Annotated in this window: 23 protein-coding genes; 15 read left to right on the top strand and 8 right to left on the bottom strand. The window is 45.6% G+C overall.

The annotated features are described in order from the left end of the window. Positions 1-269: 269 nt before the first annotated feature. Positions 270-944, bottom strand: coding sequence for a hypothetical protein (locus QUF61_RS15135; protein ID WP_289682457.1), 675 nt, complete (start codon positions 942-944; stop codon positions 270-272). Between the two features lie 364 nt (positions 945-1,308). On the opposite strand from QUF61_RS15135, the gene QUF61_RS15130 reads away from it, so the two are divergent. Beyond that, the gene (locus tag QUF61_RS15130) at positions 1,309-1,464 is read left to right on the top strand and encodes a hypothetical protein (RefSeq protein ID WP_289682455.1); all 156 of its coding nucleotides are present in this window, start codon (positions 1,309-1,311) and stop codon (positions 1,462-1,464) included. A gap of 30 nt (positions 1,465-1,494) precedes the next feature. On the opposite strand, the gene QUF61_RS15125 is transcribed toward QUF61_RS15130, so the two are convergent. The 6 genes from QUF61_RS15125 to QUF61_RS15100 form a co-directional block, all read right to left on the bottom strand. Next, positions 1,495-2,034, bottom strand: coding sequence for a DsbE family thiol:disulfide interchange protein (locus QUF61_RS15125; protein WP_289682454.1), 540 nt, complete (start codon positions 2,032-2,034; stop codon positions 1,495-1,497). A gap of 9 nt (positions 2,035-2,043) precedes the next feature. Continuing rightward, on the bottom strand, positions 2,044-4,023 hold the full coding sequence (locus tag QUF61_RS15120) for a heme lyase CcmF/NrfE family subunit (RefSeq protein ID WP_289682453.1): 1,980 nt from the start codon (positions 4,021-4,023) through the stop codon (positions 2,044-2,046). Positions 4,024-4,025: 2 nt separating this feature from the next. After that, a complete protein-coding gene (gene ccmE / locus QUF61_RS15115; RefSeq protein WP_103919724.1) occupies positions 4,026-4,490 on the bottom strand; it encodes a cytochrome c maturation protein CcmE in 465 nt (154 codons plus the stop codon). Beyond that, positions 4,487-4,654 carry a heme exporter protein CcmD gene (ccmD, locus tag QUF61_RS15110; protein ID WP_103919725.1) on the bottom strand — a complete coding sequence of 56 codons (168 nt, stop codon included), beginning with the start codon at positions 4,652-4,654 and terminating at the stop codon, positions 4,487-4,489. The genes ccmE and ccmD overlap by 4 nt, the downstream gene beginning before the upstream one ends. A 297-nt stretch (positions 4,655-4,951) precedes the next feature. Continuing rightward, on the bottom strand, positions 4,952-5,395 hold the full coding sequence (locus QUF61_RS15105) for a DUF3592 domain-containing protein (RefSeq protein WP_289682451.1): 444 nt from the start codon (positions 5,393-5,395) through the stop codon (positions 4,952-4,954). Further along, positions 5,392-6,012, bottom strand: coding sequence for a TetR family transcriptional regulator (locus tag QUF61_RS15100; RefSeq protein WP_289682450.1), 621 nt, complete (start codon positions 6,010-6,012; stop codon positions 5,392-5,394). Before QUF61_RS15100 ends, QUF61_RS15105 begins: the two co-directional genes overlap by 4 nt. Positions 6,013-6,092: 80 nt before the next feature. Here QUF61_RS15100 and QUF61_RS15095 point away from each other — a divergent pair, with 80 nt between their 5' ends. The 9 genes from QUF61_RS15095 (at position 6,093) to QUF61_RS15055 (ending at position 14,582) form a co-directional block, all read left to right on the top strand. Continuing rightward, positions 6,093-6,785: a Fic family protein gene (locus tag QUF61_RS15095; RefSeq protein WP_289682449.1), complete on the top strand. Its 693-nt coding sequence runs from the start codon at positions 6,093-6,095 to the stop codon at positions 6,783-6,785. 112 nt (positions 6,786-6,897) lie between these two features. Then, a complete protein-coding gene (locus tag QUF61_RS15090) occupies positions 6,898-7,983 on the top strand; it encodes an efflux RND transporter periplasmic adaptor subunit (protein ID WP_289682448.1) in 1,086 nt (361 codons plus the stop codon). Between the two features lie 149 nt (positions 7,984-8,132). Beyond that, complete coding sequence (locus tag QUF61_RS15085; RefSeq protein ID WP_289682446.1) at positions 8,133-8,774, top strand: putative toxin-antitoxin system toxin component, PIN family; 642 nt, start codon at positions 8,133-8,135, stop codon at positions 8,772-8,774. Further along, positions 8,771-9,010, top strand: coding sequence for a toxin-antitoxin system HicB family antitoxin (locus tag QUF61_RS15080; RefSeq protein WP_103919730.1), 240 nt, complete (start codon positions 8,771-8,773; stop codon positions 9,008-9,010). The genes QUF61_RS15085 and QUF61_RS15080 overlap by 4 nt, the downstream gene beginning before the upstream one ends. Before the next feature lie 12 nt (positions 9,011-9,022). Further along, a complete protein-coding gene (locus QUF61_RS15075) occupies positions 9,023-12,076 on the top strand; it encodes an efflux RND transporter permease subunit (protein ID WP_289682443.1) in 3,054 nt (1,017 codons plus the stop codon). A gap of 77 nt (positions 12,077-12,153) precedes the next feature. Continuing rightward, the gene (locus QUF61_RS15070; protein ID WP_289682442.1) at positions 12,154-13,344 is read left to right on the top strand and encodes an AAA family ATPase; all 1,191 of its coding nucleotides are present in this window, start codon (positions 12,154-12,156) and stop codon (positions 13,342-13,344) included. Further along, a complete protein-coding gene (locus QUF61_RS15065; RefSeq protein WP_289682440.1) occupies positions 13,341-13,607 on the top strand; it encodes a hypothetical protein in 267 nt (88 codons plus the stop codon). Before QUF61_RS15070 ends, QUF61_RS15065 begins: the two co-directional genes overlap by 4 nt. Before the next feature lie 88 nt (positions 13,608-13,695). Beyond that, positions 13,696-14,304 carry a cytochrome c oxidase subunit 3 family protein gene (locus QUF61_RS15060; protein WP_103919734.1) on the top strand — a complete coding sequence of 203 codons (609 nt, stop codon included), beginning with the start codon at positions 13,696-13,698 and terminating at the stop codon, positions 14,302-14,304. Next, complete coding sequence (locus QUF61_RS15055; protein ID WP_103919735.1) at positions 14,301-14,582, top strand: cytochrome C oxidase subunit IV family protein; 282 nt, start codon at positions 14,301-14,303, stop codon at positions 14,580-14,582. The genes QUF61_RS15060 and QUF61_RS15055 overlap by 4 nt, the downstream gene beginning before the upstream one ends. A gap of 83 nt (positions 14,583-14,665) precedes the next feature. On the opposite strand, the gene QUF61_RS15050 is transcribed toward QUF61_RS15055, so the two are convergent. Continuing rightward, positions 14,666-15,598, bottom strand: coding sequence for a hydrogen peroxide-inducible genes activator (locus QUF61_RS15050; protein ID WP_103919736.1), 933 nt, complete (start codon positions 15,596-15,598; stop codon positions 14,666-14,668). A 612-nt stretch (positions 15,599-16,210) separates the two neighbouring features. On the opposite strand from QUF61_RS15050, the gene QUF61_RS15045 reads away from it, so the two are divergent. From QUF61_RS15045 to QUF61_RS15025, 5 genes are all read left to right on the top strand, one after another. After that, on the top strand, positions 16,211-16,630 hold the full coding sequence (locus tag QUF61_RS15045) for a rubrerythrin family protein (RefSeq protein WP_103919737.1): 420 nt from the start codon (positions 16,211-16,213) through the stop codon (positions 16,628-16,630). 36 nt (positions 16,631-16,666) lie between these two features. Continuing rightward, positions 16,667-18,001, top strand: coding sequence for a heterodisulfide reductase-related iron-sulfur binding cluster (locus tag QUF61_RS15040; protein ID WP_289682438.1), 1,335 nt, complete (start codon positions 16,667-16,669; stop codon positions 17,999-18,001). A 45-nt stretch (positions 18,002-18,046) separates the two neighbouring features. Beyond that, entirely contained in the window at positions 18,047-18,631 is a 585-nt protein-coding gene (locus tag QUF61_RS15035; protein WP_103919739.1) for a DUF3501 family protein, read from the top strand. A 129-nt stretch (positions 18,632-18,760) separates the two neighbouring features. Next, complete coding sequence (locus QUF61_RS15030; protein ID WP_289682436.1) at positions 18,761-19,240, top strand: hypothetical protein; 480 nt, start codon at positions 18,761-18,763, stop codon at positions 19,238-19,240. Between the two features lie 24 nt (positions 19,241-19,264). After that, positions 19,265-19,828, top strand: a complete 564-nt coding sequence (locus QUF61_RS15025) for a hypoxanthine-guanine phosphoribosyltransferase (RefSeq protein ID WP_289682434.1) — start codon at positions 19,265-19,267, stop codon at positions 19,826-19,828. The last annotated feature ends 2 nt before the right edge of the window (positions 19,829-19,830 follow it).

Raw genomic sequence — 19,830 nt, 5'->3', positions numbered from 1 at the left:
ACACTCGCTACTGGTGGTTGGTTAGACCTTCTTGTAATCAATTACTTGATTACACCAGACAGAGACTTTCACTCTGTAAGAAATGACAAGCTTCGCTTGTCGCACAATGGCTGTCTTGTAATTTTTTGTCTTGTAATTTTTTGTAATTTTTTTTGAAGGGAGTCTTTTTTCTCTTCTAATTTTTCTAATTTGAGCTTGTTCTAATTTGAGAATTAATTTTAATCTAACCTCAATTGTTTAAAAAAGTACTGTTCTCTTTCTTTACGAACTTACAAGTTCCGTGATCGAAAAGCAAAGCCACCAACCAATAATAAGCTCAAGAATAAAGCAAGGGGAGCAGTGGGTAATGAGGCTGAAACAGGAGGAACGGGATCAATGAAATTGACCAATGTGCCGCTATCTTCTCCTGTTACAGATTTCGTTCCATCCCAATACTCTACTTCAGCACGAATAGTCACATTTTCATTTGCAGTAAGAGTAATCGAAGGTATGATCAATATACTAGACTTCAATGGATTGACCGAAGTATTACCATCACCGTGAAGAACAAAAATAAGTTTAGAGGAACCTGCACCACTAATAAAATCTAGTGTTGCATAACCTGATAAATCAGCAAGCTGGACACTTAGTGCCGAATTGAATGCTGCAGGCGTGTCCTCGAATGTCGCCCCTGCCAAGTAAATTTTGTAAAACAGACCCCGCATTTCCTCACCAGGCGAAATATTGTTTATGCCAGCGCCGAATATTACTTTAAGGTTGTCTCCCGTGTTGTTGATAGTATGTGGTAGATTTTGATCTGTCGTATAGGTGATTGGTTCACTAATGCCTGGATCAATCAAATTAATCACAGCTATTGCAGGGCGGATGGTTAATACATATAACAATGCAACCATGATTACTGGCAAAAAAATATTGTGTTGTTTGTTGATATAAAGGCTTAACATAAATTTAATTTCTCCGTTTGTATCTGGTTTCGGTATTTTTGTACCTAATGGCGAGTTGAGGTGCGATTTGTCCGTATAATGGACCTGGCGGGGGCGTTATACGGAGAAATCGTCACCTCGAACGTTTGTTATCGGGCTGTGAGAGCGTAGCAACGCAGAACAATGACAATCGTTTGGGGTGTTTCACCTCAACTCGCCATTATGGGCGCTGCGTAGCGTAGCGGAGCAGTGCCCATAACTTGTTTATAGCCGGACATATCGCCGACTATTTCAATATACCCCAATATCCCGTAAGATTTTCCACCATATTGGATATAACGCGAAAAATCTGGAACAGGATTTTTATTCGTTCAGGATGCTCACTATGAATGACCCTACTGTTATTGTCAATACTGAAAAGCCAGCCCAAATTCAAGAAACTTTTGCAGCAGGTGCAGCAGGTGCAGGAGGTTTTGTGGCTCAAATATTCCCGGATTTCGCAAGTACCATCCGGGCTGCTTGCTTATCGCTTTACGGATAACACCCCTTGAAGGGGTGTTATCTGTCTAACCTATACCTGTTCCGCTTCCAGTTCCTGAATCATGGGCCAGAAAATATCAGTAAAGTCTTTCACCCCAATCGGGCCGACGTGTTTATAACGTACAATGCCTTTTTTATCGAGAATAAAGGTTTCCGGGGTGCCGGTAACGCCATAATCAATACCCACCCGACCATCTGTGTCAAAGGCACTGGCAAGATAAGGATTGCCGTGTTGTGCCAGCCACTTCTGTGCCGCAGGCAGGGTGTCTTTCCAGTTCAAGCCGTATAAGTTGATGCGTTTTTGTTTGGATAACTGCATCAAGAGCGGGTGTTCCTGACGACAGGAAACGCACCAGGATGCCCAGACGTTCAAAATAGAAACCTTACCTCTTAGCTGTTCGCTGCTAAAAAAGCTTTCTGGTTTTTGTACATCAAGCAGCTTAAAAAAAGGTGCGGGTTTATCCAGGCGGGTGGATTTCATCTCACGCGGGTTCAGGCTTAAACCGGCATACAAAAAACCAACTAATACCGCAAAAATAATCAGCGGCCATAAAAATTTTATTGATTTCATCAGCGTATCCTATGCAGTTTCGGCAACTCTGGAAGCCATGATGCGGTCGCTGTCACGCACCTTGAGGCGGCGATAACGCCGGTCAGTCACAGATAGGAAGCCCGCCAGCATCATGAAAATACTACCCAGCCAGATCCAGCGTATGAAGGGTTTGTAATACACCCGCGCACTCCAGTCTTTTGAGTCACCCAAAGGTTCACCCAAGGCGACATAAATATCACGCCAGAAACCCGGATCAATCGCTGCTTCTGTCATCGGCATACCTTTGGTTGGATAGTTGCGTTTTTCCGGTTCCAGCAGGGTGACCAATGTTCCATCCTTGTAGACTTCAACCTGTCCCCTGGTTGCAATATAGTTTGGCCCTTTATGGGCGTTAAGTGCTTTCAGCTCAAACACATATTCACCAATATGCAGCGGTTTGTTTAATTGCAGGCGTATGTCTTTTTCAATGCTGTAGGCATTGGTCATAACAATACCGATGATGGTAACGGCAAAACCAAAATGTGCGATCATCATTGCATAGTAACTGCGTGGTATTGCTTTTAATTTAGCCCAGAGACCGGATTTATTACGGCTGCGATCATGTAAACCCTGGAGGCTGGTGAGCATGACCCATAAACCGCCCATCATGCCGGGAACGGTTGTCCAGCCTTCTTTGCCCAATAATAAGACTGGGGCAAAACCACCCACAATACTGATTATTATGACCAAAGACAGGTTGTTGAAAATACGTTTGCTGTCATCTTTTTTCCAACGCATGGCGGCAGACAGGCCCATTAAAATCACCAGCGGTATCATGATATAGAAAAATACGGTATCAAAATAAGGCGGGCCTACAGAAATTTTACCCAGTCCCAGGGCATCCATGAACAAGGGATACAAGGTGCCCAGTAAGACAACCGCTGCTGCAACAATCAATAACACATTGTTAAACAACAATAAGGATTCTCTGGAAAATAAGGAGAAACGTCCACCTTTGCCCACAGTGGGCGCGCGCCAGGCGTATAACACCAGTGAGAAGCCCACCACTGCAACCAGAAAAGCCAGAATAAAAACACCACGCTTAGGATCAGTGGCAAAGGCATGAACTGAGGTTAATACCCCGGAACGTACCAGGAATGTACCCAGCAAACTCAGTGAAAATGTAGTAATAGCAAGTAAGACGGTCCAGGTTTTAAACGTACCACGCTTTTCTGTAACAATCAGGGAATGCATCAGTGCCGTGCCTACCAGCCAGGGCATAAATGAGGCATTTTCTACCGGATCCCAGAACCACCAGCCGCCCCAGCCTAGTTCATAATAGGCCCACCAGCTCCCCAGGGAGATACCCGCAGTTAAAAATACCCAGGCAACGACCGTCCAGGGGCGTGACCAGCGCGCCCAGGCGCTGTCCAGATTACCGCCTAACAAGGCTGCGATGGAAAAAGCAAAGGCCACAGAAAAACCGACATAACCCATGTATAACATTGGTGGGTGAATAATTAATCCGGGGTCTTGTAATAAGGGATTGAGATCGCGCCCTTCCATAGGGATGGGGAATAAACGATCAAATGGGTTGGAGGTCATGATCATAAACAGTAAAAAACCAATACTGATAAAACCCATGACTGCAAGTACACGCGCTGCCATATCTTCTGGCAGGCTGCGGCTGAGGAAAGCCACCGCCACCGTCCAGCTTGAAAGAATGAAAACCCACAATAGCAAGGAGCCTTCATGTCCACCCCAGACTGCGGAAATCCGATAGATTAGCGGCAGGTTGCTGTTAGAGTGTTGTGCCGCATAGGCGACAGAAAAATCATTATAAATAAAGCTGTAAGTCAGACAGGCAAATCCCAGCAGCATGAATACCCATTGCCCAGTTGCTGCTGGACGTGCGACTGCCATCCAGTTGGGGATGTTGCGCGCGGTGCCGATGAGTGGAAAAACTGTCTGTACAATAGCCAGACATAAAGCCAGAATCAGGGCGAAATGCCCAAGCTCAGGAACCATGATTACTCCTCGCCTGCGCCGTGAGGCGCTGTGTTTTTGCCGTGTTGCGCTGCATCAATCGCATCTTTGGCAGCCGGGGGCATATAGGTTTCATCATGCTTGGCCAATACTTCCGAGGCTAAAAATGTACCATCCTGCTGGATTCTTCCAGTAACGACGATGCCCTGGCCTTCGCGGAATAAGTCCGGCAGAATACCTTCATACACCACATTGACTTCTTTAGCGGTATCGGAAACATCAAACTGGATTTTTAAACTGTCTGAGGCACGTTGTACGCTGCCCTCTTTCACCAGGCCGCCGACATTAATTGTCTGGCCTTTGGGTGCTTCCCCATTGGCAATTTCCGTGGGGGTAAAATAGGCTTGCAGGTTTTTATTAAATGCGGTTAATGCCAGGGCGACACTAATGCCCACGCCTAATACCAATAACACCACCAACGCCAGTCGTTGTTTATGCTTTGCTCTCATCTTTGGCTCCTACGCACTTTGCGCGCTAATCCTTTTTTGATTTCCCGTTCCCGCAAAATCGGACTCATCCAGTTAAAAAATAACACCACGGCGGCAATGCCATACGATGCCCAGACATAAAAGGCATAACCGCCCATATGAAAAAATTCTTGTACTGCTTCCATTGATTGTGGCCTGTTTTTAATCTTTCATCCGTCACATAGAACCTTTTATTTTGCCATAATTGAGTATGCTTTTGCAGCTAAAGCAAGATGAAATCTTGGTAATATAAGCTGAGTTCGGTGGAGGCTTCTTGCACTGCTTAAGGCATTGAAAACCGCTTCCACCTTATGCCAAGTTATTGATAGTGCTTAGGTGTAAATGAAAATCAGCGTGAAGTAAAAGTGATTTTTTCGCGTTTCAAAACTTCAAAACCTGTGAAAAAGAAGCTTTTGCGTAACACCCATTATTATGACGGTGTGTTAAGTTTTTGGCACGATGCCTTCTTTAATCATCAGACGAATCAGTACCAACAGTATTGTCAAAGCTGCAATACTGCCAATGATGCCAAAAAATAAATCCGCTGAACGGCTGTGTTGCACTTGTTCAGGGGCTTCCGGCAGATAACGCACCACTATGGTTTTACCGCGTTGGCATTTTGCAGCACTACCGCCGCCGCCTTGATTACGGCCTTGATAAAGGCGTTTATTACCATTGGCATTGGCTACATGGTATTCAAATTCCACGGGGGTGCTTTTGCTACCGGGATGACAGGCGGTAATGCTTGCTGTGGTCATAACGCCCCGCGTATCCAATGCTTGTTCAAGCTGCCAGGCGTACCAAGCCATGTGTATAAAATACAGGGATAAACCAGCAAATACGGCAAGACTCAAACCTGCAAACACAAAATGCAGGATGACTTTCATTTCAGCACTGCGTCCAACCACAAGTCCAGCAGCTTGTCACCATAGGCTTGCAAGTCAACGGTTTTACTGCCCGGTTCCAGGTTGGTGTGCACCAGACCATTTAGGTAAGCCCACAAACTACTGATTAAAACCGCTACGGGCAGGTCACGGCGCAGCGCCCCCTGCTGCTCGAGCGTTTGCAGCGCCACTTGCAGCGCTTCATAGAATTCATCTCGACAAGTGTATAAAAAACTTTGTAATTCTGTTTTTTCATCGGTAAATTCAATACAGTGCATGACAATGCGCATGGCCTGACTGAGCTGAGGGTCGGTCACGGCTCTGCGTAATAATGCTTTTATCGCATCACGAAAATCTGCTGCCGGACAAGTCATATCAAGATTTTTTAAGCGATAGACAAAACCATCGTGCATGGTTTTGGCATTGCGTTCCCATAATGCCTGAATCACTGCATCCTTATTCTTAAAATGCCAATACACCGCGCCCCGGGTCATATCTGCACGATGCGCAATATCATTGAGCGTGGTTTTTGCCACCCCTTGCTCAATGAACAATAAGGTTGCCGCGTCCAGCAGCGCATGATAAGTGCGCTCCGCTTCTGCTTTGGTTTTACGCGCCATAATCGGATACCTTGCTTTCTCAAAATTTAGGACTATAATTATACATTCAAAAACGTATGTAAGCGAGTGAAAAGAAGATTGTGAACGATTTATACTGGCATATGCCGCCAAATATCGACAAAGCGTTGATGATAGTCAAACGCCAATTAGCGGAACTTGTCTGTGATGCAGTGAACCTTGAAGGTATTGCACTGACTTTGCCGGAAATTCAGACCTTGCTGGATGGTATTACGGTCGGCGGGCATAAATTATCTGATCAGCAAATTGCGCTAAATCAGGGCAATGCATGGCGTGAACTCTTTAACTGGATTGAGCAGGGTACTTTTCGACTCTCCAAAACCAGCGCCTGCGAACTACATGCAATTGCAGCTAAAGAGGAAGCTTTGCAATGGGGCGCGTTTCGCAGTGGTGGTGTGTTGATTGCCGGAACCGATTATGTACCACCGAGCTATACTGTATTAGAGCAATATTTTGCTGATATGCTGGAAAGTTTGGGGAAGCTTGGAGATATTTATGATCAGGCTATTCATGTATTTTTAACCATGTCCCGCGTTCAATTTTTTTATGATGTGAACAAGCGCATGGGACGTTTTATGATGAATGGTTTATTGCTGAGTCAGGGTTATCCTGCGATTAATTTACCTGCCAAAAGGCAGTTGGAATTTAATGAAAAAATGCTGGATTTTTATGCTACCGGCAATGAAGCCGCCATGAATCAGTTTATGCGTTCATGTTTGGATGAACGTATTATTAAAATCATGCAAGAAAATTAGTATTTTCCAGAACAGAAATTTCTAAATTATTTACCCTGTAAACATACATTCAACAATGTTTATTAAAAAATATAGATTTTCAGGCTGACCTGAAAATCTATGGGAGAGAAACATGAGAACCGACATCACAGCACTATTTTGGCTCAGTTTAAGCATTTTAATCAGCGGCTGTACCTTACAAGCAGAAGAACAAGCCGCGCCAGAGGCAAAAATACGTCCGGCAAAAATTTTCATCGCCCAGGCTGCTGGCGCGCCTGTGAAACGGGTTTATCCTGGTACGGTTGAAGCCTCACGTAAATCTGATCTGGCCTTTCGGGTTGGCGGTCAACTCAAAGCCTTGCCTGCGCAACCTGGTTTGAACGTCAAACAAGGGGATTTACTGGCGCAACTGGATGATACTGATTTTCGCAATACCCTGGCTGAGTATCAGGCTAAATATAAACTGGCTAAAACCCAATATAACCAGACCAAAAAACTGTTTGATAAAAAATATACTGCCCAGGCCAATGTTGATAAGGCTTCAGCCGAGTTAAAAGCAGCACGGGCAGCCCTGGCACAAGCGCAGGATAATTTGAAATATACCCACCTGAATGCACCATTTGCCGGGGTGATTGCGCATGTCAGCATAGAGAATTATCAAGCGGTCAAAGCACAGACCCCGGTATTGCAACTGCGCAGCGATGACAGCCTGGATGTACGTTTCAGCGTCCCGGAAACCCTGCTGGCGGAACTGAAAAAAGTTGAAGATCCCAGTGGTATTTGCGTGACAGTCAGCTTTAATGCCCATCCTGACAAAAACTATCGTGCCTGCTTCAAGGAGTTTGAATCGGTACCTGATCCGCTAACCCGCACCTATAGCGTGGTACACACCATGCCGCAAATTGAGGACTTCGCAGTATTGCCCGGTATGGCGGTGAATGTGGAAGTGAACCTCAGTGGCTTGTTGCTGGAACCTGTGCAAACCGGCGTACTGGTACCATTAGCTGCCGTATTTGAACAGGAAGGCAAAACCTGGGTATGGAAAGTGAAAAAAGATATGCAGGTACACCGCAGCGAAGTCCAGATCGGCGCAGTAAGTAAAGGCCATTTACGGGTATTAAGCGGTCTACAAGCGGGGGAACCCGTGATTGCCGCCGGGGTGACTTATTTGCGCGAAGGGATGCAGGTACGGGCTTTGGTTAAAGAGCGGGGTTTGTAAAAAACAATAATCAAATAACAGTAGCATTCTACAGTAATGGCAAGCATCATTTTTAAAGTGGAAAACGATGTACCATAGTCGCTACAGTGACAGAATTATTATTAGAGTACAGTGTTTAGGAGTGAGGATAAAATAAATACAGAAACTGGGTGCAGGATTTTTATTCATTTTCAAGGCGTGAAAACAGGCGCATAGCAAGCTATGTAACTGTTTTCGGAACGCAGAAAATGGAGAAAAAGACCAGCCAGGTTGCTGAAGTTATAAAATTCTCGCTCCTTAGTTTCATGAATTTAGATTGGAAAGCCATTCACCCCCTAAACAGCTCACAAGCAAATGCTTTTGAAGAGTTGCGCACCCAAACTGGCACGACTATGAATATTGTCCTGGATACCAACATCATCATTGCTGCCATGCGCTCCCGACGTGGTGCATCAAACTTATTATTACGTTTGTTAGGCGAGCGTGACTGGCAAGTTAACTTGTCCGTACCGTTGTTGCTGGAATATGAAGAAGTTTGTAAACGCATCATGCCCGTTTTAGGCGTGACTGACCAAGCCATTGAAGATTTCCTGGATTACTTTTGCACTATTTGTAAACATCGCCAGATTTTCTATCTTTGGCGACCTCAGTTGCCTGATCCTGATGATGATTTTTTGCTGGAACTGGCTGTAGAAGCTGAAGCGGATTTTATTATCAGTTTTAACAAAAGAGATTTTCCGAATGTCTTTCGTTTTGGCATTCAAGTTTTAACACCCAAAGAATTTTTGCTATTGACTGGAGATTTACCATGACTCAATTAAACGTCAATGTACCTGATGCTGTTTACAAAGGCATTCGTGACTTGTCACAACAGGAAAATATCCCATTAGACCAACTGGTTGCTTTGGCATTAAGCGAAAAACTTTCCGCGATGATGACTGAAGATTATCTGAAAAAACGTGCAGCACGAGGTAATCGTGAGAAGTTTTTGGCGGTATTGGATAAAGCACCAGATATAGAACCGAAACCTGAAGACCGTTTACCTTAAGGCGCTCAGCCCATGAACCTCACCGAATATACCCTGCACAATCGCACTGTTTCCTGGATGGTGGTGTTACTGCTTATTAGCGGCGGTATCCTATCCTTTCTTGATTTGGGCCGTCTGGAAGACCCGGCTTTTACCATTAAGCAAGCTGTGGTTATCACCGAATATCCAGGCGCTTCCTCACTGGAAGTTGAGGAGGAAATCACCCTGCCAATTGAAAATGCGATTCAGCAATTGACTTATGTTGATAAAATCGTTTCCGTTTCCAGTCCCGGTCTGTCACAGATTGAAGTGGAAATGAAAAGCACCTATCGCAAGGATGATTTAGCGCAAATCTGGGATGAGATGCGGCGCAAAATCAATGACATGCAAGGCCGACTACCACCCGGTGCGCGCACACCTATCGTTAATGATGATTTTGCCGATGTCTATGGGGTGTTTTTGGCTATTACCGGCAAGGGTTATAGTTATGAGGATTTGGCGGATTATACGGATTTCCTGCGTCGTGAGTTGGTACTGGTGGATGGGGTTGGCAAAGTCAGTGTTGGCGGTCGCTTGGCGGAACAGATATTTATCGAAGTGGATCGGGCAAAACTAACCGCTTCCGGCTTTTCCGTTGCGGCAATTCGTCAGTTGCTCACGGGTCAGAGCCTGGTGAATGATGCCGGGCATATTCAGGTTGGCAGTGAATATTTACGCATCAGTACACTGCTACAAGGGGCTGAAGAACTCACGTCACTGGGCAGTCTGCTGCTGGGTAATCGTGAAGGGCGTCTGGTGTATCTCAGTGATGTTGCCAAAGTCAGCAAAGGCTACGCCGAACCACCCACGCACCTGTACCGTTTCAACGCTGAACAGGCACTGAGCCTGGGGATTTCTTTCGCTGCCAATGTCAATGTTGTTGAAGTTGGGGAGCGCATACAGCAACGTCTGGCAGAACTGGAATACGCTCGTCCTCTGGGTATTGAAATCCAGGCCATTTACGATCAACCGGGGCAGGTAAAAGCCTCCGTGGATAGCTTTCTGGTGGGTTTGGTGCAAGCTGTTGTTATTGTCATTGTGGTGTTGATGTTCACCATGGGCCTGCGCCCCGGTTTGCTGATGAGTGGTGTGTTGCTGATTACGATTTCCGGCACATTTATTGTCATGAATATCTATGGCATTGAGTTACACCGCATTTCTTTGGGTGCTTTGATTATTGCGCTGGGCATGTTGGTGGATAATGCCATTGTCGTTACCGAAGGCATTATGATCAGCCTGCAACGCGGTAAAACCCGCATGGAAGCGGCGATCAGCATCGTCTCCCACACCCGCTGGCCTTTGCTGGGCGCAACCATTATTGCCATTACCGCCTTTGCGCCGATTGGTTTATCCCCGGATGCCAGTGGTGAATTTACCGGCAGCCTGTTCTGGGTGTTATTTATCTCGCTATTGCTAAGCTGGGTGTTAGCGGTGACTATCACGCCATTTTTCTGTTACCTGTTATTTAAGGAGCAAAAACCGACAAGCATCAGCAAAAACCTCGACCCTTATCGCGGCATTGCTTACCGTATTTACCGCGCCTTGCTGCACATCACGCTGCGCTTTCGCTGGAGTACTATGGCGTTGATGCTTGCCCTGCTGGTGTCGGCTGTGTTTGCATTCGGACAGGTCAAACAAGCTTTTTTCCCTGACAGTTCTCTACCGCTGTTTATGGTGGATTACTGGCTGCCGGAAGGTACCGACATCCGCGCTACCAGCGCAGATATTCAAAGCCTGGAGCAGCAAGTGCTGCAACTGGCTGAAGTGAAACAAGTCACTGCCACCATTGGGCGCGGCGCGGAGCGTTTCATGCTCACTTATCAGCCGGAAAAAGCCTATTCCAGTTATGCGCAACTTTTGGTGCAGGCGCATAGTTTTGATGAGGTCAGTCCGGCACTGGAAAAAGTGCGTACACTGCTATATGAATCTTATCCCCAGGCATTTGTGCGTTTCCAGCGTCCAGCGTTGGGGCCATCGACCAACGCCAAGATCGAAGCACGCATCAGTGGCCCCGACCCTGCTCTGTTACGGCAACTGGGCAAGCAAATAATCACCTTGTTTGATGCCGAAGCGGATGCGATTAATGTGCGTCATGACTGGCGCGAGCGCAGCAAGGTGTTGCGTCCGGTATTTGATGCCGCTGCCGCGCGCCGCCTGGGTATCAGTCAGGCGGATTTGGACAGGGCGCTGAAAACCACGGTTATTGGTCAACAGGTTGGGACTTATCGCCACGGCTCGGAAATCCTGCCGATTATTATCCGCCCACCGGAAAATGAACGCCGCAGTGTCGAACAATTAAAAGAAACTCAGGTCTACAGCCCGGTGCAACAAACTTATGTTAATGTCGGGCAATTCATGCGTGATATTCAACTCAGTTGGGAAGACCCGTTGATTAAACGCCGCGACCGCAAACGCACGCTTTCTGTACTTGCTGACCCCGGCCCCAACAGCAACGCCTTTGCCCTCCACGCCAAATTACGCGGCCCTGCTGAAGCCTTGCCCTTGCCACCCGGCTACAGCCTGGAATGGGGTGGCGAATACGAAGCCCAGCAGGATGCCAATAAGGCGGTATTTGAGTTTGTACCGCTGGGCATATTAGTGATGATCATCATCAACGTATTTATGTTTAATTCCATTAAACAAACCCTGGTGATCTGGATTACCGTGCCGCTGGCGATTATCGGTGTGGCTTATGGCCTGCTGCTGACTGGTGCGCCCTTCAGCTTCACCGCCCTGCTTGCCGTGCTCAGCCTGATTGGGATGCAAATTAAAAACGGCATCGTGCTGGTGGAAGAAATCAAACGCCTGCATGAAGCAGAAAATCAGGACTGGCACAGCGCCATCAGTGATGCTGCCGTCAGTCGCCTGCGCCCGGTCAGCATGGCGGCAGTTACTACGATTTTAGGCATGTTGCCGCTGCTGGGTGATGTGTTCTTTCAGCCTATGGCAGTGACGATTATGTTCGGGCTGGGGTTTGCAACGGTATTGACCTTGATTGTAGTGCCGGTGTTATTTGCTTTGTTTTATGGGGTGCGGGAAAATCATTAAACGGCTAAGACAAGGGAAAAGACTTGCGATAGAATGACGTTTAATGGTTTTTGAGGGTAGTCAAAGGAATCAACATAATGCAAATCGAATCCATCCGCTTGAAAAATTTTAAAGCCTTTCGGGATGTTGAAATTCGTGATATTCCTCATTTTTGCGTGATCGTCGGTGCAAATGGCTCAGGCAAAACCACGCTGTTTGAAGTATTCGGCTTTTTGCATGACTGTCTTCAGGGTAACGTCCGACAAGCACTGGATGCGCGGGGACGTTTTAAGGAAGTGTTGAGCCGTGACAGCAACGATGATAGCATTTTGATTGAAATCAAATATCGGATGCCAATTCTTGATAAACAACGTTTAGTTACCTATTCTCTGGAAATTGCTGAACGTGCAGGCGCGCCTTATGTGAAACGGGAAATTTTACGTTACAAACGTGGTGCGCACGGCAGCCCCTATCATTTTCTTGATTTTGCCAATGGAGAAGGTTACGCCATTAGCAATGAAGAAGATTTTAACAAGCCTGATGAAAAATTGACCCGGGAAAATCAAAAACTGGACTCACCGGATATTCTCGCCCTCAAGGGCTTAGGGCAATTTGAGCGTTTCAAGGCAGCCAATGCCTTCCGGCGTTTACTGGAATCCTGGCATGTTTCTGATTTTCATATTAATGTCGCGCGTGGACGCAAGGAGGCGGCGGGAGACTCTGAACATTTATCGGAAACCGGTGATAATCTGCCCAGAGTTGCGCAATATCTGCATGAACAGCACCCAACAGTATTTAATCGCATTCTGGAAAATATGATCCAGCGCGTGCCGGGGGTGCAGCATATCGAACCCAAGCTCATGGATGATGGTTATTTAACATTACGTTTTCAGGATGGCTCATTTAAAACCCCCTTTCTGGATCGTTATGTATCCGATGGCACGATTAAAATGTTTGCCTATCTGGTATTACTTTACGACCCCAAACCACATCCGCTGCTATGCGTAGAAGAGCCGGAAAACCAACTCTACCCCAAATTGATGGGAGAATTAGCAGAAGAATTTCGTTTATATGCCAATCAGGGCGGGCAGGTTTTAGTTTCCACGCATTCTCCAGATTTTCTTAATGCTGCGGAATTAGATGAAGTATTTTGGCTGGTAAAGGTTAATGGCTGCACCAAAATATGCCGCGCCAAAGACGACCCACAACTCTCAGCCTATATGGCGGAAGGCGATAAAATGGGCTACTTGTGGAAGCAAGGTTTTTTCGAGGGGGCCGACCCACAATGAATGAGCTGGTATTCCTGCTCGAAGAACCCTCAGCACGCGCAATGCTTGAAGGTTTATTGCCTAAAATTATTCCACAAGATACGTTTGTACGCTATTTGGTATTTGAAGGCAAACAGGAATTGAAAAAACTCAGCAAAGGGCGTTATCAGAAAATCAGTGGTTCGCGAGCAATCGGAAAATTACTGACACCTGATAATATCCGTTCTGATAGTTTTCGTAATCTTGTTACAGGTATCAGGAAAATTTCTACACTTTATTTCTGATTTGTTGATACTTATCAAAGCATCATATCTTTACATGATGTTACTGTTTGCGACAAATAAACATCCTTTTTTGAAATAAGCCAATCAGATGAACTATTCCAAAACCCTTGCTGACACTGAGATACCTGCTGATGAAAATAAGCAGAAACGCATACCTGGTAATACAGCGATCTGGGTGGGTATTTTTTGTATTCTGGTTGAGTTTTTAATGCTGTTTACACTCTATTTTATCGCCAAAGTACATAACCAGGAAGCCTTTAACATCGGCCCGGACAAGCTGCTGACTCTGGCAGGGACAGCCATCACCCTGTTACTGCTCACCAGTGGTTACTGCATGGTTAAGGCCGTGGAGCACATCCGCAGTGATAATCAAAAGGCCAGCCTGCGCTGGATTATTGCCGCCATTGTGCTGGGGCTGGGTTATCCTATTGTTAAATACTTTGAAATAAGCTGGAATATTGCGCATGGCATAGATGGTGAGACGGGTGTTTTCTATACCGTCTACTACTACCTGACGCTCAATCATCTGGTACATGTTTTCTGGGCCTTATTAGGTCTGGCATGGGTCGCTATCAGAACTGGTTTAGGTTCCTATTCATCCACGGATTATCACGGGCTTGAAGCAGCGGCATTGTTTTGGCATGCCACGGATGTGATCTGGCTGGTGATTTTTCCTCTATTTTATATACTACGATGATGAAACACGCTGAAAAAACATGGTTATTACTGGTGAGTTTAACGCTTGTCGGTACATGGCTGGCCGAGACTGGCAATGCCGGATGGCCTTTAACCCTGATCGTTGTCTTTCTGATTGGATTTAAAAGCACGGTGGTGATTGATCACTATATGGAAATGCGTTTTGCCAATCGCCGTATTCGTTTTACGCTGCTGTTGTTTATCTCACTGACTGTGCTGATGGTGATAATCAGTTATGGTTGGGGCGATGGGTTAAAAGATTTGACGACTATTTATTAGTATTGCGGGTTTGGTTGCATCGCTAAGGTGTAAGCGCGGTAGGGTGCATAAGCTTATGCACCATGCACCGTATCAGATTTGATTCATCCATTTTCAGCAACGCTTAAGGGCTGCACGGTATTGGGCAAATATTGATGCACCACAGCGCAGAAGACCTCCAATACCTGGCGGCGCGGAAAACTGCGGCGAAAGACCAGCGATACATCACGATAAGCTTTTGTATTTGATAGTTGCCTTGCAATAACACCGGTATCGGTCATCCAGGCACCACGAATTGCCAGGGCGGGTACTAAAGTGCAGCCCAGTCCTGAGCCAACCAGTTGTAGCAAAGTATCCAGACTTTCAGCACGCAAATCTGGCAAATGCGCAGGTTTAGAGCGATTTTCCTGGGTGCAGGTTTCCAGCACTTGCCGGGTTAAGCAGTGGGCATCAGATAACAACAGCAAGTCAACCTGGCTTAAATCTTCACAAGTAATTTCATCTTTGGTATACAGCGAATGTTGGCGTGGATGTACAAACCAGAAAGGTTCCCGAAACAACGGTATGACGGCTAAATCAGGATCTTTGACGGGGGTGGCAAGCAAAATGGCATCCAAGCTATTATCATGCAGGCAGCGTAATAGGTTTTCCGTGACTTCCTCGCGCAGACTCAGTTGCACTTGTACATATTGGCGGTGCATGGGCATCAGTACCAGCGGCATGAGATAAGGGCTTAAGGTTGGAATAACGCCAATGCGCAATTCACCCGCCAATGGATCTTTGTATACCTGAGCCAAGCTGCGAATACTTTCAGCCTCTTGCAGGGCGGCTTGCGCATGTACCAGAATCTGCTCACCAATACGGGTCAAGCTCACGTAGTGATGGGTGCGTTCAAACAGCACCACGCCCAGTTCTCCTTCCAACTTTTTAATTTGCCCACTCAAGGTGGGCTGGCTGACAAAACATTGTTGCGCTGCGCGTCCAAAATGCCGCGTTTTGGCAACAGCCACAAAATATTTTAAGTCTTTTAAGTTCATCTGCGTATAAAGTCCTTAGGAGCGAGAATTTTACAACTTCAGCAACTTGGCTGGTCTTTTTCTCCATTTTCTGCGTTCCAAAAACAGTTACATAGCTTGCTATGCGCCTGTTTTCACGCCTTGAAAATGAATAAAAATCCTGCGCCCAGTTTCTGTATTTATTTTATCCTCACTCCTTAGGAGCGAGAATTTTACAACTTCAGCAACCTGGCTGGTTTTTTTCTCCATTTTCTGCGTTCCGAAAACAGTTACATAGCTTGCTATGCGCCTGTTTTCACGCCTTGAAAATGAATAAAAATCCTGCGCCCAGTTTCTGTATTTATTTTATCCTCACTCCTTAGGAGCGAGAATTTTACAACTTCAGCAACTTGGCTGGTCTTTTTCTCCATTTTCTGCGTTCCGAAAACAGTTACATAGCTTGCTATGCGCCTGTTTTCACGCCTTGAAAATGAATAAAAATCCTGCGCCCAGTTTCTGTATTTATTTTATCCTCACTCCTTATTCATAGGTATTACCTATTAGTGTCATTTGAAACACCCATTAGAAATTTATGGCTATTGTACCTAGAATAAGACTTACATTTTGTTATATCAACATTGTAAGGAGTTCATCATGGAACTGAAAGGCAGTAAAACTGAACAAAGTCTGAAAGATGCTTTCGCTGGCGAATCACAAGCCAATCGTCGTTATTTGTATTTTGCAGCCAAAGCCGATGTCGAAGGTTACAACGATGTGTCTGCTGTTTTCCGCTCCACCGCAGAAGGGGAAACCGGTCATGCACACGGTCATCTGGAATATCTGGAAGTCAGCGGCGATCCTGCAACTGGACTGCCTATCGGCAGTACCAGTGATAATCTGAAGACCGCGATTGCCGGTGAAACCTATGAATATACGGATATGTATCCCGGCATGGCAAAAATAGCGCGGGATGAAGGCTTTGATGAAATTGCTGATTGGTTTGAAACCCTGGCAAAAGCCGAGCGTTCTCATGCCAATCGCTTCCAGAAAGCACTGGATAATTTAGACGCTTAGCCAAAAAATTTATGCAAACCCGAAAAGGAGAAGGTGATGTCCACTGTTCGTGAAGGTAGTCTCGAAGCACCAACCCGTCATGCTTTAGACTGGAAAAACCCGGAGTTTTATAACGAAGAAGCCCTGTTTACAGAACTGGAGCGGGTATTTGACATCTGTCATGGTTGTCGTCGTTGCGTCAGTTTATGTCATGCTTTTCCGACCTTGTTCGATTTGGTGGATGAATCTGAAACCCTGGAAGTGGACGGCGTTGCACTGTCAGATTACTGGAAAGTTGTGGATCACTGTTATTTGTGTGATCTGTGTTATATGACTAAATGCCCTTATGTACCACCCCATGAATGGAATCTGGATTTTCCGCATTTAATGTTGCGTGCCAAAGCTGTTAAATATAAAAATGGTAAGGTTTCAAACCGTGATAAAATTCTGACCAGTACGGATGCGGTAGGTAGTCTGGCGGGGATTCCGGTTATTTCCGGTGTGGTCAACTTTGCCAATAACTGCAAACCCACGCGCAAACTCATGGAAGCAACCCTGGGTGTACATGCGGATGCCAAATTACCAAAATATCACAGTAATACCCTGCGCAATCGCATCAGTAAACATCAAAGCCAAGCCCAGGCAGAAGCTGCGGGCGCAACCACAGGTAAATTAGCCTTATTTGCAACTTGTTATATGAATCGTAACGAGCCTGATATTGGCGAGGATTTTGTTGCGGTTTGTGAACACAACGCTATTCCTGTCATTCTGGCAGAAAAAGAACGTTGCTGTGGTATGCCTAAATTAGAATTAGGGCATCTGGAAGCCGTGGAAGAGGCCAAGAATTTTAATATTCCAGTGCTGGCGAAACTGGTGGATGAAGGTTATGATCTCACTGCACTGGTGCCTTCCTGCGTATTGATGTTTAAGCAGGAATTGCCATTAATGTTCCCCGATGATGCCGATGTACAAAAAGTGAAACAGGCTTTTTATGATCCGTTTGAATACCTGATGTTGCGCCACCGCGCAGGCAAGCTGAATACGGATTTCAAACAAGGTCTAGGTAAGGTCTCTTACCACGCGGCCTGTCATCAGCGGGTACAAAATATCGGGCAGAAAACCAAAGAATTGTTGATGCTGATTCCTGATACCCAGGTGGATATTATTGAGCGTTGTTCCGGTCATGATGGTACTTATGCAGTGAAAAAAGAATTCCATGAAACTGCAATGAAAATTGTTAAACCCGTGGTGAATCGGGTGAAGAAGAATGCAGCGGATCACTATGGCAGTGATTGCGCGATGGCGGGACATCACATTGAAAATGGCTTAAAAGATGGACGTGAGCCAGCCCATCCAATTACTTTGATACGTCAGGCTTATGGAATTCAATGAAAACCACTTCCATCTCATAGCAAATTATCAATTGGGAAATAAATAATGCATAAATTAACACGCGAAGATCTTTACAGTCTGGAACAATACGCCGAAGCGCGTAATGCGTTCCGTGCCAAGGTCATGGCACACAAAAAAAATCGCCAGATTGCACTGGGAGATCATGCAACCTTGTATTTTGAAGATCGACTCACCATGCAATATCAGATTCAGGAAATGCTGCGGGTGGAGCGTATTTTTGAAGCAGCAGCGATCAATGAAGAATTAGACACTTATAATCCATTGATTCCTGATGGCAAAAACCTGAAAGCGACGTTTATGCTTGAATATCAGGACGTGGAAGAACGCCAGCAGGCGCTGATGCAGTTAAAAGGCATTGAAGAGCAGGTATGGCTTTGTGTGGCGGGATATGACAAGGTTTATCCCATTGCCAATGAAGACCTGGAGCGCACCAATGAAGAAAAAACCTCTGCGGTGCATTTCATGCGTTTGGAATTAAACGATGACATGATTGCGGCACTGAAAGCGGGGGCTGATTTAAGTATGGGCATTGCGCACCCGGCTTACAACGTGGCAGTTGAGTCCTTGCCTGAAGCCAATAAAGCCGCTTTACTGGCGGATTTACAATAAAAAAACCTTCCAGGTTGCTCAAACCTGGAATGAATCTGAACCTGCCACTTTCCCTGCTTATTGCCCCTATTCGTTAATCATAAACTTGTAGACTGCAAAGCCTTTTCTGACATCAAAAGGCTATTTTCCATGAATGCGCAAAAACACCAATACGACTTATTGATTGGTAATCAAGCCCCCTTATTTGGCTATAGCATAGCCAACCAAGTTCTGCTATTCAGTATCATCTTACTGTTTATACCGTTAAATCTTATTTTATTGCTGCAAACAATTACTGGCGACTGGTCTGAATGGCAGCGTGGTTTATTATTTTTATTTACGCTATTAGCTACTTACCTGATGCAACGCTATTTTAATATCTTATATTTCTTAAACAGTACCATCTTTGCAGAGCAAGATGGTTTAAGAGTCAAAAGCTTTTTACAAAACCGTTTATACCCCTGGGCAGAACTGGAACAGATTCGGGAATATAGTGATTTAGGCATCGTCACTGTGTTTAATGATCAAAATAAAATGATTCTGGTTTATCATGAAGCCTTAGAAGGCTTTTCCGAACTAAGCAAGTTGTTGGGGGAGTATATAGAAGATTGGCATATTCAGCGGCTGTAAAGCCAAATGCAGGTTAATTAGCATATGAAAACAACACATTCCCTTGAAGAGATTCGCCAGATACAACAGGAAGCGGAACTGATTTGCGATCAAGATATGATTGAACAGGCTTTAACGGATATGGCTGTCGCAATCACGCAAAACTTACATGATCGTAATCCGCTGTGTCTGAGCTTATTAACCGGTGGTATTATCCCCACGGGTTTATTACTGACGCAACTGGATTTTCCACTACAACTGGACAGTATCCAGGCTACCCGTTATCGCGGCAATACCCAGGGTGAAAAGCTACACTGGAAAAAATATCCCGATATGGATATTAAAAATCGCACTTTATTGATTATTGATGATATTTTAGATGAAGGTATCACCATGCAGGCCGTTGTGGAATACTGTGAGCAAGCAGGCGCGCAACAGGTGTATACTGCGGTGTTGGTTGACAAGGAAAATGCCAGAGCGCCGGATGGTTTGCCAGCAGCTGACTTTACCGGGCTTAAAATTCCAAATCGTTATGTATTTGGTTTTGGTTTGGATTATCATCATTATTTGCGCAATGCTGCCGGCATTTATGCAGTAAAAGGGTTATAGAC

This window comes from Candidatus Venteria ishoeyi (genome assembly GCF_030378065.1).
Classification (GTDB): Bacteria; Pseudomonadota; Gammaproteobacteria; order Beggiatoales; family Beggiatoaceae; genus Venteria; species Venteria ishoeyi.
Note: the sequence above shows the minus strand (reverse complement) of the source record. Positions and strands in the feature narration are given on the sequence as shown.